Annotated in this window: 15 protein-coding genes; 12 read left to right on the top strand and 3 right to left on the bottom strand. The window is 43.1% G+C overall.

Annotated elements, in window-relative coordinates; all coding sequences use genetic code 11:
• Positions 1–56 precede the first annotated feature (56 nt).
• The 6 genes from ACSQ8O_RS28100 (at position 57) to ACSQ8O_RS28075 (ending at position 6159) form a co-directional block, all read left to right on the top strand.
• Complete coding sequence (locus ACSQ8O_RS28100; RefSeq protein WP_056621159.1) at positions 57–317, top strand: hypothetical protein; 261 nt, start codon at positions 57–59, stop codon at positions 315–317.
• 230 nt (positions 318–547) lie between these two features.
• A complete protein-coding gene (gene cyoA, locus ACSQ8O_RS28095; RefSeq protein WP_236284836.1) occupies positions 548–1516 on the top strand; it encodes a ubiquinol oxidase subunit II in 969 nt (322 codons plus the stop codon).
• A gap of 40 nt (positions 1517–1556) precedes the next feature.
• Positions 1557–3527 carry a cbb3-type cytochrome c oxidase subunit I gene (locus ACSQ8O_RS28090; protein WP_436244372.1) on the top strand — a complete coding sequence of 657 codons (1971 nt, stop codon included), beginning with the start codon at positions 1557–1559 and terminating at the stop codon, positions 3525–3527.
• Positions 3527–4141, top strand: coding sequence for a cytochrome o ubiquinol oxidase subunit III (cyoC, locus tag ACSQ8O_RS28085; RefSeq protein WP_436244371.1), 615 nt, complete (start codon positions 3527–3529; stop codon positions 4139–4141). The genes ACSQ8O_RS28090 and cyoC overlap by 1 nt, the downstream gene beginning before the upstream one ends.
• Positions 4142–4471 (top strand): cytochrome o ubiquinol oxidase subunit IV, encoded by a 330-nt coding sequence (gene cyoD / locus ACSQ8O_RS28080; RefSeq protein ID WP_056621164.1) that lies wholly within the window; start codon positions 4142–4144, stop codon positions 4469–4471.
• Between the two features lie 206 nt (positions 4472–4677).
• Positions 4678–6159 (top strand): L,D-transpeptidase family protein, encoded by a 1482-nt coding sequence (locus ACSQ8O_RS28075; protein ID WP_436244370.1) that lies wholly within the window; start codon positions 4678–4680, stop codon positions 6157–6159.
• A 79-nt stretch (positions 6160–6238) separates the two neighbouring features.
• On the opposite strand, the gene ACSQ8O_RS28070 is transcribed toward ACSQ8O_RS28075, so the two are convergent.
• On the bottom strand, positions 6239–7354 hold the full coding sequence (locus ACSQ8O_RS28070) for an aminopeptidase (RefSeq protein WP_436244369.1): 1116 nt from the start codon (positions 7352–7354) through the stop codon (positions 6239–6241).
• A 169-nt stretch (positions 7355–7523) separates the two neighbouring features.
• On the opposite strand from ACSQ8O_RS28070, the gene ACSQ8O_RS28065 reads away from it, so the two are divergent.
• Positions 7524–8066, top strand: coding sequence for a hypothetical protein (locus tag ACSQ8O_RS28065; protein WP_436244368.1), 543 nt, complete (start codon positions 7524–7526; stop codon positions 8064–8066).
• Positions 8056–9213: an MFS transporter gene (locus ACSQ8O_RS28060; protein WP_436244367.1), complete on the top strand. Its 1158-nt coding sequence runs from the start codon at positions 8056–8058 to the stop codon at positions 9211–9213. Before ACSQ8O_RS28065 ends, ACSQ8O_RS28060 begins: the two co-directional genes overlap by 11 nt.
• A gap of 53 nt (positions 9214–9266) precedes the next feature.
• On the opposite strand, the gene udk is transcribed toward ACSQ8O_RS28060, so the two are convergent.
• Together udk and ACSQ8O_RS28050 are read right to left on the bottom strand one after the other, a co-directional pair.
• Entirely contained in the window at positions 9267–9902 is a 636-nt protein-coding gene (gene udk, locus ACSQ8O_RS28055; protein ID WP_056621175.1) for a uridine kinase, read from the bottom strand.
• A 111-nt stretch (positions 9903–10013) separates the two neighbouring features.
• Complete coding sequence (locus ACSQ8O_RS28050; protein ID WP_436244366.1) at positions 10014–10331, bottom strand: hypothetical protein; 318 nt, start codon at positions 10329–10331, stop codon at positions 10014–10016.
• Between the two features lie 320 nt (positions 10332–10651).
• Between ACSQ8O_RS28050 and ACSQ8O_RS28045 the strand changes: the two genes are divergently transcribed.
• The 4 genes from ACSQ8O_RS28045 (at position 10652) to ACSQ8O_RS28030 (ending at position 14363) form a co-directional block, all read left to right on the top strand.
• On the top strand, positions 10652–11032 hold the full coding sequence (locus tag ACSQ8O_RS28045) for a hypothetical protein (protein WP_436244365.1): 381 nt from the start codon (positions 10652–10654) through the stop codon (positions 11030–11032).
• A gap of 8 nt (positions 11033–11040) precedes the next feature.
• Positions 11041–12579 (top strand): ATP-binding protein, encoded by a 1539-nt coding sequence (locus tag ACSQ8O_RS28040; RefSeq protein WP_436244364.1) that lies wholly within the window; start codon positions 11041–11043, stop codon positions 12577–12579.
• Entirely contained in the window at positions 12576–14141 is a 1566-nt protein-coding gene (locus ACSQ8O_RS28035) for a DUF3369 domain-containing protein (RefSeq protein WP_436244363.1), read from the top strand. Before ACSQ8O_RS28040 ends, ACSQ8O_RS28035 begins: the two co-directional genes overlap by 4 nt.
• An 81-nt stretch (positions 14142–14222) precedes the next feature.
• Positions 14223–14363 carry a hypothetical protein gene (locus tag ACSQ8O_RS28030; RefSeq protein WP_164483575.1) on the top strand — a complete coding sequence of 47 codons (141 nt, stop codon included), beginning with the start codon at positions 14223–14225 and terminating at the stop codon, positions 14361–14363.
• Positions 14364–14455 lie beyond the last annotated feature (92 nt).

The raw sequence follows: 14455 nt of genomic DNA, 5'->3' as shown, positions 1-14455 counted from the left end.
TTTTGTGTTATACTAGTTTTAAAGCACTTACATTTAAGTCAGGAGTGATGATGATAATGTCAAATAGAGCCGTGTCCGTAAATTCCGTTGAGCGTGTTGAACGTGATGTGATGCCGTTAGTGAAATTAATGACTTTTGCCGCGTGGGCGTTGCTTGCTATAGGTTTAGTACTTAGCTTAGTCAGTTTAGAAAGCTTCAGTGATCGCAATACAACTTTAATGGTGGGTATTGGGTTCATGGTCGGTAGTGTCCACATTTATGTGATTCGCACCGCTATTCATTTGGTACACTCTCGCAATGTTTCCAAGAGCGAATGAGAACGAGGGTTCGAAGGAATACTATGCAAGCCTTTCAAGTTTAATACTTGGAAGGCTTTTTGCTGTTCATATTTTTCCAGCAGAGTCAACAAACGTTCTGTGACATTTGTTTTACATTACTACGTCGAACCGTTGACGTATTTGTTAAGTTGACTTTGTGATGGTGAACTTTGACGAACAAGATGATATGTTGATAACAGGCAGGATTTGTTGATTGGGAGGTTAAGTGGATGAAGAAGAGAAAGCTTGTACAAGCAGGAATGCTCTTCATGATGGTCGCCATCATCTTAGTACTTTCTGGCTGCAGCCAAGCTATGGTGTTGGATCCTAAAGGACCCGTTGGTGCAGAGCAGAGAGATTTAATTGTGATTGCAACTATTTTATGTGGGGTAATCCTTGTTCCGGTTCTTGTGCTTACGGGTTGGATTGTGTGGCGATATCGCGATAGCAAAAGCAATAAGGCATCGTATAAACCAAATTGGTCTCACAGTACCTCACTCGAAATCGTTTGGTGGGCTGTGCCGATCATCATCATTGTCACATTGGCTGTGGTTACGCTGAAGTACACATATGCTTTGGAACCGTCGAAACCATTGAAGTCGGATAAAGAACCGATTACCATTCAAGTGACATCACTAGATTGGAAATGGTTGTTTACCTATCCAGAGCAAGGGATTGCTACTGTGAATTATTTGCAAATTCCAGAGGATACACCAATTAAGTTCGAGCTCACTTCGGATGCGCCAATGAACTCATTCTGGATTCCACAATTAGGCGGGCAAATTTATACGATGTCAGGCATGGCGATGACGTTGTATTTGCAAGCGGATGAGATCGGCCATTATTTTGGCACAGGGGCGAATTTCAGTGGTGAACATTTCGCTGACATGACGTTTGACGTGAATGCTACTTCGCGTGAAGACTTTGATTCATTTATTGCGAAGACCAAGAAAGTCCCTACGAAATTAACCAAAGAAGGATACGATGAATTAGCATTGCCAGGCAAGTCTGGTGTGAGATATTTCTCAGAGGTCCCGGACGGACTTTTCGAACAAATCGTAACGAAATATACGAACGGTCAGCCTGTTCACAATGGTCACGGAGCTAGTCATGAAAGCAAAGATTCAAAGGATATAAAGAAAGAAAGCTCCATGGACCATTCGCAAATGGATCATAGTCAGATGAATATGTCGAAGTAAATAGTGATAGATCAGAGTTTTATGAAAGGGAGATCTGCTCATGCTGGATAAAATTAAAGATTTTGCATCCGAGTTTTTCGTAACGGGCGATCCCATGATTCTGGGAGCCCAGGTTAGTATCGGGCTCTCGTTAGTAGCCATGGTATTCGTACTCACGTTCTTCCGAAAATGGGGTTGGCTTTGGCGGGAATGGTTGACAAGCGTCGATCATAAACGAATTGGAATAATGTATATTATCTGTTCGTTATTGATGTTATTCCGCGGTGGTGTAGATGCGCTTCTAATGAGGTTACAGCTAGCGATTCCGGATAGCCAGTTCCTACAGCCAGATCACTATAATCAAATCTTTACAACGCATGGTGTAATCATGATTTTGTTCATGGCGATGCCACTCATGTTTGGTTTATTCAACATTGTTGTTCCTCTGCAAATCGGAGCGCGCGATGTCGCATACCCATTCTTGAACTCACTGAGTTTCTGGATGTTCTTCTGGGGCGCTATGTTATTCAATGTTTCGTTCGTTATCGGTGGTTCACCAGATGCAGGTTGGCTCAGCTATCCGCCACTATCCGAATTGTCACATAGCCCAGGGGTGGGCCAGAACTTCTACATTTGGGGTATTCAAATTTCAGGTATTGGAAGTTTGGCAACAGGGATTAACTTCATTGTGACCATTTTGAAAATGCGTACACCTGGTATGAAGTTGATGAAAATGCCGATGTTTACGTGGTCCGTATTTTCAAGCTGTATTATGATTATCTTTGCTTTTCCAATCTTGACAGTTACACTAGCGTTATTATTCTTAGACCGCTTCTTTGGTGCCCATTTCTTCACCTTGGACGGCGGCGGCAATCCGATGATGTATATCAATTTAATTTGGATGTGGGGTCACCCTGAGGTTTATATCGTCGTGATACCAGCCTTCGGTATTTTCTCCGAGATCGTATCAACCTTCTCGAAGAAGAAGCTGTTCGGGTACAAATCGATGGTATTCGCGATGCTGATCATCAGCTTATTATCCTTCTTTACTTGGGCGCATCACTTCTTTACGATGGGTTCCGGCGCGGATGTGAATGCTTTCTTCGCGATAAGTACAATGCTAATTGCGATTCCTACAGGGGCAAAAGTATTTAACTGGCTCTTCACGATGTTCCGAGGGAAAATTCGCTTCACGACTCCGATGCTATGGACAATCGCATTTATTCCATGTTTCGTTGTTGGGGGGATGACTGGGGTTCTGTTATCTGTCGCTCCAGCTGATTTCCAATTTCATAATAGTTACTTCCTGATTGCCCATTTCCATCAAGTATTAATTGGTGGGGTAGCATTCGGATATTTCGCAGGTCTCTACTACTGGTGGCCGAAAATGTTCGGCTTTAAACTCAATGAGCATTTGGGCAAATGGGCATTTTGGGTGTGGAACATTGGTTTCTATGTATGTTTCATGCCGCAATACTTCCTTGGTTTAGACGGAATGACTCGTCGGACCTATACGTATAGCTGGGATATGGGTTGGGGCCCGCTTAACATGGTTTCGACCGTCGGCGGTTTCTTAATGGGTCTTGGTTTCATTTTCCAAGTGTGGCAAATTGCTCACTCCATTAAGTTCAGAGAACAAGATGTTACTGGCGATCCGTGGGATGCACGTACACTGGAATGGTCCATTCCTTCACCAGCACCACTTTACAACTTTGCTGTACTGCCTAAAGCAGAAGTCGCTGACGCTTGGTGGGAAGCGAAGCAAGGGACAGGCAAGAAACAATCTAGACCAACTACCTATGAACCGATTCATATGCCTAAAAACTCAGCAATTCCGTTTATTATATCGCTGTTATGGTTTTTTGCGGGCTTCGGATTCGTCTGGGATTGGATGTGGCTAACCATTCCATCATTAATTGGTGTTGCCATCTGTATGATTGCTCGTTCCTTCAGCTATGATACGGATTACTACATTCCAGCGGATGAAGTGAAGAAGACGGAAGACGCCGCTTGGAAAGGAGTGAAGGTATAATGGCACACGCAGCTGCACATGGTGCACATGACCATGAACACGATCATGAACAAGAGCACGAATCGCTCAAAACGTTCGGTTTTTGGATATTTCTAATCACTGACGTTATTTTATTCGGCTCGTTATTTGCAACCTATATCGTTCTTCATCAAAATACGAATGGCGGACCAACACCGGAAGAGTTATTCAAGATGCCGGGAATTATTGCGGAAACCTTCATTTTGCTTACGAGCAGCTTTACTAGCGGTTTAGCTGTACTGGGTATGCACAAAGGAAATCTGAAGCAATTAATCGGTTGGTTGATTGTGACCGTGATATTAGGAGCATCGTTCGTTGGACTAGAGCTCTCAGAATTCATTACCATGGTTAACCATGAGGGCGCAACAATCAGTACGAGTGCTTTCCTATCGGCCTTCTTTACATTAGTTGGCACACACGGTTTGCACGTTTCCGTTGGTCTACTTTGGATGATTGGTCTAATATTTCAACTGAAGCGTCGCGGGATCACAACTGTTACGAAACGTAAAGTAGAGATCATTTCCTTGTACTGGCATTTTTTGGATGTCGTTTGGATCTTCGTCTTTACAGTCGTCTATCTCATGGGGGTGATGTAAGTGAGCCAACCACATACAGAATCTCATAACAATCACGGGTCGCATGGATCATTGAAATCGTATATTATCGGTTTTGCGTTATCTATCATTCTGACCATCATTCCACTCGTGGTTGTCATGAACCATATGCTTGGGAAGACAGGTACATTGGTATTAATTTTAGTAATGGCCGTTCTGCAATTTGGTGTGCAGTTGTTCTTCTTCATGCATGTCAAAGAAGGTGAGAATGCACGGTGGAACATTATGGCGCTGCTATTTGGTCTAGTTATTTTAGTAACCATCGTAGCCGGTTCCATCTGGATCATGACCTATAATACTGTCGCGCATTAAATAGTTAATAGCATGAATTAGATGACGTTCTTATCCTTGTTTATCAAGGCTGAGGGCGTCTTTTTCTAATTGATGGCGTACGTCAATGCTTAAGTCGGAAAAAAGGTTGTCTTTCCATTTCGCTCATGATACATTATGTATCAGAGATACTAAATGTATCAATCAACATGTGTGACGAGCTAAATTTATGAACGGAGAGGAGCCAAATGATCCGACGAAACCAACGATTCCGTAACCAACTCGATGATCACCTCGTCCATTTGCACAAGAATTTGTTCATTAGTCATGCTGATCCACTTTACCATGAAAAGGTTATTCGTTATTTGGATGCGAATTCGCCGGAAGCCCATTTCAATCTGGGGCAGAAATTTCGTGAGAAAGGGAATTGGAAGAGAGCCAGGTTTCATTACAAGGAAGTGCTCAAAACCTATCCCTCGCCGTTCTATTCTGCTGCAAATCGTGCGATTCACCTCCTTGATCAGCAGCAAGCCACTCATGTTGCGAATCTAGAACAGACGCTGCCCGAGAAGCAAAAGCCTTTATTACCGCAATTTATGAAAATGTTGTTGCTTGTCCTTCTGATCCTCAATTTCCTTTTAGTTATGTTTTTTGCTGGAGATCAGGCAATACCACGGACGATTAGTAAAATGAAATTGTGGAGTGCAGGCCCGCAAGTAACCTACGAATCGGTAGACAAGCCTTTTATTCTGTATCTCTCGCCAGAGATGTCACATGCAGAAATCGAGAAGAAGCTCCATGCTCAAGCCTTGGTTTTGGCAAAGGAAATACCGAAGTCAACGATTCTCCTCTATGGGATTGTCACGGAGGATAATGTGGATAAAGGGAAAACGATGCTGTTGACCAATGAGGATGATATTAAGCGTGCGCTGGTTATCGCAACGTATCAGCCAGAGGCAGATGCGTTGGTTCACATCCGATTTCTGAACGCTGAATTTGAAGAGCACCAACCGCTTAGCGCGATTGGTGCTAATTTAGTTCGAACCGCATTGGCATCCTATTGCGACAATGTGGGACAAGCGCCCACACGAATAGATGAACTCCTGCAAGACTATCCACTAAATTACTTGAGCTTCATCCCGATTGAAGCTCTTTCGGGTTCGAATGAGATCAAATCAGCCTATAAGGGGGATGGGGGCTGGGTATTTAACCCCAAAGCGGCAGATATTGCGCATATGTTCTATGCGAATGTCGTTGGAGGGGATGAGGTTCCCTATGAACCTGTGCATCTCGAAGTCAATCAGCGTGATTATCAGTTGCAGCTCGTTAGCGGCTCATATTTGCTATGGGACAAAGAAATTGGACTCGGTGCGAATGGCAGCACACCTGATGGCGTTTATCGGGTTATAGAGCGAGTGCAGCAGCCAAAAGGTAAGACAAGTCAAAGCTATGGTGATGCAGGCTTAGGACTGGGATCTATCGCTTTACACGGCACGTATGATGAAACCTCGATCGGGGAAGCGAAGTCCTTAGGTTGTATTCGTTTAACAAATGACGACATACAGCAATTATTCCCTTTCGTACCGAAAGGAACTGAGGTGCGTATACTTTCAAGTGAACATTCACCTATTCGAGTTGGCCAGGTGAGTCAAATGTCAAAGCTTATTCCAACTAACCTGCCTAAGCACTCAGAATCCGCGGGAAATACTATTTTCCATTGGCTAGGCTAAAAAGCAGCTGAAGCTTACCGAGTGAATCTACTCGGAGGTCTCAACTGCTTTTTAAGTTACCGTCTATTCTTATAGTTAACTACATTAAGTTCTCTGGATTAAGCTTTTCGAGCTCTGGAATGACGAAACGGCCATCTTTACGAATGAGCACATCGTCGAAATAAATTTCGCCGCCACCATACTCAGGACGTTGAATCAGAACCATGTCCCAGTGGACAGATGAACGATTGGTGTTATCTGCGGTTTCATAGGCTTGACCTGGTGTGAAATGGATACTGCCGTCAATTTTTTCATCAAATAAGATATCTTTCATCGGATGTTGAATGTAGGGGTTCACACCAATTGCGAATTCGCCGATATAGCGTGCGCCATCATCCGTATCCAAGATCTCATTCAGTTTCTTGGTATCGTTGCTTGTCGCATTAATGATTCGGCCATTTTCGAAGGTCAGGACAATGTTCTCAAAAGAAGTACCCGAGTAAATCGTCGGTGTATTGTAACTGATTGTACCATTTACGGAATCTTTCACAGGTGCTGTGTATACTTCGCCGTCTGGGATGTTTCGAAGTCCGGAGCAAGGAACAGCGCCTATGCCTTTGATCGAGAAACTGAGGTCCGTACCTTTGGCGACCAAACGGACACGATCCGTGCGGTTCATCAAATCAACGAGGGATTCCATCGCTTTTGCCATTTTACTGTAATCCAGGTTACAGACGTTAAAGTAGAAATCCTCGAAAGCTTCCGTGCTTTTACCAGCCAGCTGCGCCATCGACGGATTCGGGTAACGCATAACGACCCATTTGGTATTGTTAATACGCTCATCAAAGATTGGACGCTGGAAGTACTTAAGGAACAGTTTCATTTGTTCGTCAGGCACATCAGAAGATTCCGTGATGTTATCTCCGCTGCGAACAGCTACATAGGCATCCATTTGTTTCATGCGAGCAAGTTCAATAGCAGACCACGTGCTGAATTGTTCTTGTGTTCCTTTCATTTGCAAGCTCCGCGTAATGGCAGGATCACGCAATTCAATGAATGGATTACCCCCGGCTGCATAAACCTCTTCAATTAAGCATTTCGCAAGTTCTGGATCTTTAACACCAATCATTTCAATCAATATGTTCTCACCGGGCTGTAGGCTCACGGAATATCGAATAATGTTTCGGGCAAAAGTTTGTAATCTTGGATCTCTCATCCTATAGGTCTCCCTTAATAAATAATACGTACCCTCAAATTATAACGTAACGCGATCCTGTAATCCAATCTGGGCAATGGTTTCATGGAGATGGAAGGGGTATACTAGGTATATGTGTAAGTAATTCCATCATACCAACGACATGCAAGATCAACTAGAGGAGGAAGCTATGGCACGAGACCAAATAAAAGTACCCTATGGGTATGAACCCCCGGCAAATTCAGATAAGGGAACAGTCATGGTTTTCGAGACATTCGAAGATTGGACAGAGCACGAAATGAGTGCTTGTATCGCTTGGGCAGAAGAACGGAAATTCGTTCGTGTGATCTTCTATCCACAGCATGAGGAAACGCTCCGTAGAATGGATATCCGATCGGAAATGCCCTATTATGCCCGTCTGAAGCATCTTGAACAACTGTTGGAGGATGTAGATACGAATCTCCAAGTTGAAGTGGACAAATGGGAAGGGAAGCGTAAGAAATATACGCCTCTCGATACATCACTAAACTTTTTAACGGAGAAATCCTCAGGGCCTCACTTTATTTGTATGAGCGATCGTTATGCGAACCTCTTCGTTACATACCCATCTTTCAAAGAATGGATAAAAAAAGCTAGACTCGTCATATTTACGCAGTTCCGTGTTCCCCTTCATGGCAAGCTAAATGACTGTGCCGAGAGATGGGAAACGGTGGATTTCGGGAATGGCGCTTAAATTACTGCGATCTAATTATCAATTAACCACATTAATCTTGGTCATCATCGTGGCGGGAATGAGTCAAGGGATGCTCCTGCCGTTACTCACGATATTATTAGATCGTTCGGGTGTATCAACAGATACAAACGGTGTAAACGCGGCCGCCCTATATATTGGGATTTTCGCGACGATGTTCTTCATCGAGAAGCCTGTTCGTCGTTATGGCTATAAACCCGTCATTATGATCGGGATGAGCTTAATTATTATTGCTAATTGCCTTTTCCCCGTCTGGCAGCAGGTTGGCTTTTGGTTTGTACTGCGGCTAATAGTGGGTATCGGCGACAGTGCTTTACATTTTGCTACACAACTCTGGATAGTAGCCTCCAGCCCGAAAGAGAAGAGAGGACGCAATATCTCCCTGTATGGAATGGCCTACGGGGTAGGATTTAGTCTGGGTCCATTAGGCATAACCTTGCTTAAAGCGGGGATTTGGGTGCCTTTTATGGTCACAAGTATATTCTTTCTTCTAATCTTATTACTGCTAACGAGACTGAAAAATGAGAAGCCAGAGCGAGCCGAACGTGCGGAAGCCGCGCATAAACGAGCAACAACAGTCATTTCATTAGCATGGTTTCCGCTGATAACTTCCTTGCTCTTTGGCTACATGGAAGCTGCGATGAATAGCAACTTTCCGCTCTATGGCCTTCGGATTGGCATTTCGGAGTCTACAATTGGACTTTTACTTCCCGTAACGGGGATCGGTGGACTCATCATGCAGCTCCCGCTTGGGATATGGAGTGACCGCATTGGTCGTAAGCCAATTCTCATGGGTACAGCCATTGTAGGGGCTTTGGCGTTCAGTTGTGTGCCTTTCGTTGGGACAAACTTATGGGGACTTGGGCTTTGCTTAGGCGTAGCAGGCGGCATGGTAGGATCCTTCTTCTCGTTAGGGTTGGCCTATGCGGCAGATATTTTGCCGCGACATTTGCTGCCAACCGCCAATATTATTGCCTCCATTCAATATAGTGTAGGGAGTATCATTGGTCCTTTAGTAGGCGGCATAGCTCTTCACTATTTGAGCGTCTTCAGTATTTTCTACTTTCTTGGCCTTGTGTACTTGTTGTTTGGTCTCTCAGGTTTCATTTTCAAAGCTCGTACGGCATGAAAAGAAGCCACTTTCCCTAGATAAAGGAAGGTGGCTTCTTGCTGTTTCTGATGCTAGCCGATTTCGTAATTTGCAGCTTGATCCGTCATATAGCGTTCTGTCAAAATGGTAAGCAGCGAGATACCGATTTGATTTTCTCCGCCTTCAGGAATAATGATGTCGGCATACTTTTTGGACGGTTCGATAAATGCATCATGCATAGGTTTAACTGTCGTTAAGTATTGGTCGAAAACGGATTGTAAGGAACGACCGCGCTCATTAATATCGCGAGATAGACGACGTAGGATGCGTACATCAGGGTCTGTATCCACGAACACTTTAATATTTAACGCGCCGCGGAGGTCCTCATCCGTTAGAACGTGAATGCCTTCAAGCAGCACAATGGGTTTTACATCAATACGGATCGTTTCTTGTGAGCGAGCATGTTTAGAAAAATCGTAGACGGGAATGTCGACGGGCTGCCCGCTTTTCAACATATTCAAATGCTGAAGGAGCAATTCATTTTCAAAAGCACGTGGATGATCATAATTAATGCGTTCCCTCTCTTCAAAGGTCAGTCCGCTATGATGAAGATAATAATTATCTTGTGAAATTAAAGTCACGTTCGTGGATCCGAGTTTTGTAATAATCGATTTTGCTACTGTTGTTTTACCTGAACCGGTACCTCCGGCAATTCCAATCACGAGCATGTAAGTAGTGCCTCCCCAAATAACTTGAAAACCTTCCTACGTAGTTTAACATAATGTATGCCTAAAAAGAAAAAGTGATCGAATATCGATCACTTTTGGGAGGCAAAGCGGTTACCGAACCTGCTTTGGCGTATGGAACTTTTCTTGATTAGCTTCAATATCCTGAGCAGCTTGGTTTAACTGTTCGAACGTTTGCTTGATTTGCTGTCCAAACTGTTCGTTGGCAAATTCAGCTAATTGTCTTTGGGCTTGCGAAACCTGTTGATCTGCTTGAACAAGTGCCGCTTGAGCAGATTGAATCGCATGGGGATTAGCTTCGGTTATGGCGACTTGCAGCTTATGCTGGGCGTCTTGCGCTTGAAGAATGGCATGATCAGCGGCGTCGATGGCGTGCTGAACTGGCTGTTGATGCTGATTGGTTTCTGTCATGGGGGAAACCTCCTTAGGGTTCATAAAGACAAGGGAAAGCTATGAAAAGCGACTTTACTACATTGCACCAAAATTGGGGAAATAATTCGGATTCGGGAAATGAAATTATTTCCTGGGTAAGCGCAAAATGTGAGTGTTATCATGCGGATTCGACATTAATTGTCAGACAATTTCGAATAAATTAACTATTCGCTATATTGGGTGCATTCTTACACATGTTACCAAAATAAAAGTGGACAAATTAACTGATTATTCTTAAGCTAGAGAGGATAGTTTTTTGGGCATCTATAGATATAAAAACATCTTCATGGGGGATGAAAATGAATAAATTTAAGGGTTTGTATTTATTAGCAGCATTAACAATCGTAATTTCTGGTTGTGGGAAAGCCAAAACGACAACGTCCAACACACCTGCGTTTACACCTACTTTAGAAGTCGCTTACGTTGTTAAAGATGATACTGTCACCTTAGATCTGACAACGGATCTGAAGTTATCGAAGGAACATTATGATCAACAACGTGTAGAAGGTGAAGGTCATGTTCATATATCGTTAGACAAGGGTGAGAAGATCGTAGTCACAACAAAGCAAAAGGTATTGGATCATTTAAGTAAAGGTTCGCATGAAGTGAAGATCTCCTTACATAATAACGACCACACGCCTTACGATGTTAGCAAAACAGTTACGTTCGATGTGAAGTAGGTGTGTTGATGTCTTTTCGTCAAAAGAAATTAAGCTTACAGAAACGTATTGTATTCCTAGTAACAGCGGTCACAGCGGGCATGATCTCGACGATGATGGTGTTTGATACGATCAGCTTGAATCAATCGATCCGTGAAGCATATGTAAGTCAAATCAGCGGTATGACGATTGCAATCAACGGTCGTTATGAAGAATCGAGATCGATCTCCGATATCCAGCAGATTTTCGATTACATTCAATATAAGAATAATCGCGTTATGGATATGAAGCTGTATGACAAACAAGGAAAAATCTTAGCCTCCTCGAATCGACAAGAGGTAGGAACGATTCTGAATGCCGCGAAAATCGTGATTCCTAAGCTAGACAAGACGATTGTAGATCGTATCCCAATTGCCGAGAGTGATAGGCCGATCGTTCGATTAACGGCACCACTGCAAGAAGATGGTTCTGTTGTCGGGGCAGTAGAGGTTATTTTCGACTCATCGGAAGAGGAATTGCTGCTCAAACAAAGAACGAAACTGATTCTGTTCGTTGGACTTAGTATTGCAATTATATTATCGATTTTATTATGGCTTATTCTGCGAGTCATTGTTATCCGGCCATTAAGCCGGTTGCGTGAAGCGGCAGTCATTGTGAAGCAAGGTGGCGAACTGCCTAAATTGCAATTCAAAGCTTCACCAGAAATTGCCGAGGTTTCTGATGCTTTTAATGATATGGTCAGCAATTTGGATGAACGTTATCAGGAGCTGCAGCAGGCTCTGAATACCTTGCAAGTTACACAAGATCAGCTCGTACATTCGGAGAAAATGGGGGCACTAGGGAATTTAGTTGCAGGCGTGTCGCATGAAATTAACACCCCAATTGGTATTGGTGTAACGGCTATAAGTTACTTGGATCAGAAGGCGAAAGAGTTTCAAGCCTTGTATGAAGCAGGGAAAATGAAGAAATCCGATTTGGAGCAATTTCTATCCATTTCCCATGAGAGCATAGTGATGGTTCAATCTAACTTGGAACGAGCTTCTTCTTTAGTAAAAAGTTTCAAGCAAATTTCAGTGGATCAAAGTGTAGAGATGAAGCGAACCTTCCTATTCAAAGAATATGTGGAAGGGATTATCGCAAGTTTGAAGCCTGTACTTAAGAAAACACGTATACAACTAGATGTTTACTGCGATGATCAACTGCAGTTGTATACGTACCCAGGTGCGTTATCTCAAATCATTACGAATTTAGTAATGAATTCTCTGAATCATGCTTACGATACTGCTGATGATGAAGGATGTTTATGTATCCGAGTACTAGACTATCCCGATCATGTCATGCTGGCCTATTCCGATGATGGGAAAGGGATGTCCGAGGAGGTGTTGGATCATATTTTTGATCCATTCTTCACAACCAGCCGCGGTCAAGGCGGGACAGGCCTAGGGATGAATATCGTGTATAACCTTGTGAAAGAATCGTTAAATGGTACGATTCAATGTTCAAGCGTACGAGGACAGGGCAGTTTATTTGCAATTACAATCCCCAAAGAGGAGGAAGCTGAGATATGACTAATGAAGTGGAGTCTGTCGATCAGGATGAGCTTCTTTTTGCTGCTGAGGAAGACAGCGTTGCAGCAAATCTAAGGACTGTGGAACAAGACCCGTGGATCGTACTTATTGTCGATGATGAGAAGCAAATACACCAAGTAACGAAAATGGTGTTACAGGATCTCGAATTTGCTGGCAGAAAACTGGCGTTTCATAGTGCCTATTCTGCTTTGGAAGCGAAACAACTTCTGAAAGAACAGCCGCAAACGGCTCTTGTTTTATTAGATGTTGTTATGGAATACGAAGATGCAGGTTTGCAAATTGTTAAATACATTCGTGAAGAACTGAATAATCAAGCTGTACGTATTATTTTGCGAACTGGACAGCCAGGACAGGCGCCTGAGCGAACAGTTATCATGGATTATGACATTAATGATTATAAAGAAAAGACGGAGTTAACCTCGCAGAAATTATTTACTACGGTTGTTACGGCACTGCGCTCCTTTCGTGATATCAAAACAATTGAGAAGAGTAGAATTGGCCTGGAAGAAATTATTAAGTCATCGGCGACATTGTTTGAATTACAGTCCATGAAGAAATTTGCGTCAGGCGTACTGACCCAAATGACCTCCATCGTTAATTTACATAAGAATGCGATTCATTGTAGTTTTGCGGTGACGAAAGGGATCGAGGACATCTACATTCTTGCAGCTAGCGGTGATTATGCGGCGAATCAAGATGCAAGAGCACGGGATGTAGTTCCCACTGATGTTCTTGAGGAAATTGAATTGGCTTTTCATACACGTAAAAGCAGCTTTGCTGCAGATCGTTTCATCATCTATTTCCAAAGTAAGATGGGGATGGAGAACGTGATTTATATGAACGGTTTTAATGCGCTGAGCGAATGGGAGCATTACCTCGTGGATATTTATTGCGCGAACGTTTCGGTTGCTTTTGAGAATATTTATTTGAACAATGAACTTGAGAGTACGCAACAGGAAATCATTTATACGATGGGCGAGATCACGGAAACGCGTTCGCAGGAAACCGGTCATCACGTAAAGCGAGTGGCTGAGTATTCACGACTGTTAGCTCTGAAGTATGGCTTATCTGAGCAGGAAGCTGAAACGATTCGATTAGCAACACCGATGCATGATGTAGGCAAAGTTGGGATTCCAGATGCCATACTTAATAAACCGGGCTCCTTAACTACGGAAGAATTCGAAATTATGAAAACTCATTCTAATTTAGGCTATGAAATGCTCAAGCATTCAAATAAAAAGGTACTGCACGCCGCGGCGATTATTGCTCATCAGCATCATGAACGATTCGACGGTACAGGTTATCCACAAGGGCTAAGTGGGGAAAACATTCACTTATATGGCAGAATAACAGCCTTAGCAGACGTATTTGATGCACTGTGCAGTGATCGGGTATATAAGAAAGCATGGGAATTAGATCGCGTTCTGGATTTATTGAAATCTGAAAGTGGTAAGCATTTTGACCCTCTTATTGTTGATTTGTTTCTAAGCAATCTCGATGAGTTTCTAGTCATCAAAGAATTATATAAAGAAAATCGTTAATTACCTTAAGGATTTCCGACTTCTGGCATAAGATCAGGATCACCTTCTCATACTACGGTTGAGATGATGGAGGTGAAAGGAATGCCTAAAGTTAATCGGCCGGATAAAAAAAATAACCAACAAAATGCTGCGCACTTCACGGAAGAGGCACAGACACTAAAGAAACAGAAAGCGGATGATTTCCCGCCAAGCCTTAATAACATAAGTAAAAACAAATCTTAATTGTTGCAAGGCTGTCAACCCTTGTTCTTCGGAGCAAGGGTTTTTGGTAATTTAATGAACATGTCCCTTGAACTATGGTTCGAAAAGTTGAC

The organism is Paenibacillus sp. LjRoot56, assembly GCF_964253335.1.
In the GTDB taxonomy this organism is placed as follows: domain Bacteria; phylum Bacillota; class Bacilli; order Paenibacillales; family NBRC-103111; genus Paenibacillus_E; species Paenibacillus_E allorhizoplanae.
Note: the sequence above shows the minus strand (reverse complement) of the source record. Positions and strands in the feature narration are given on the sequence as shown.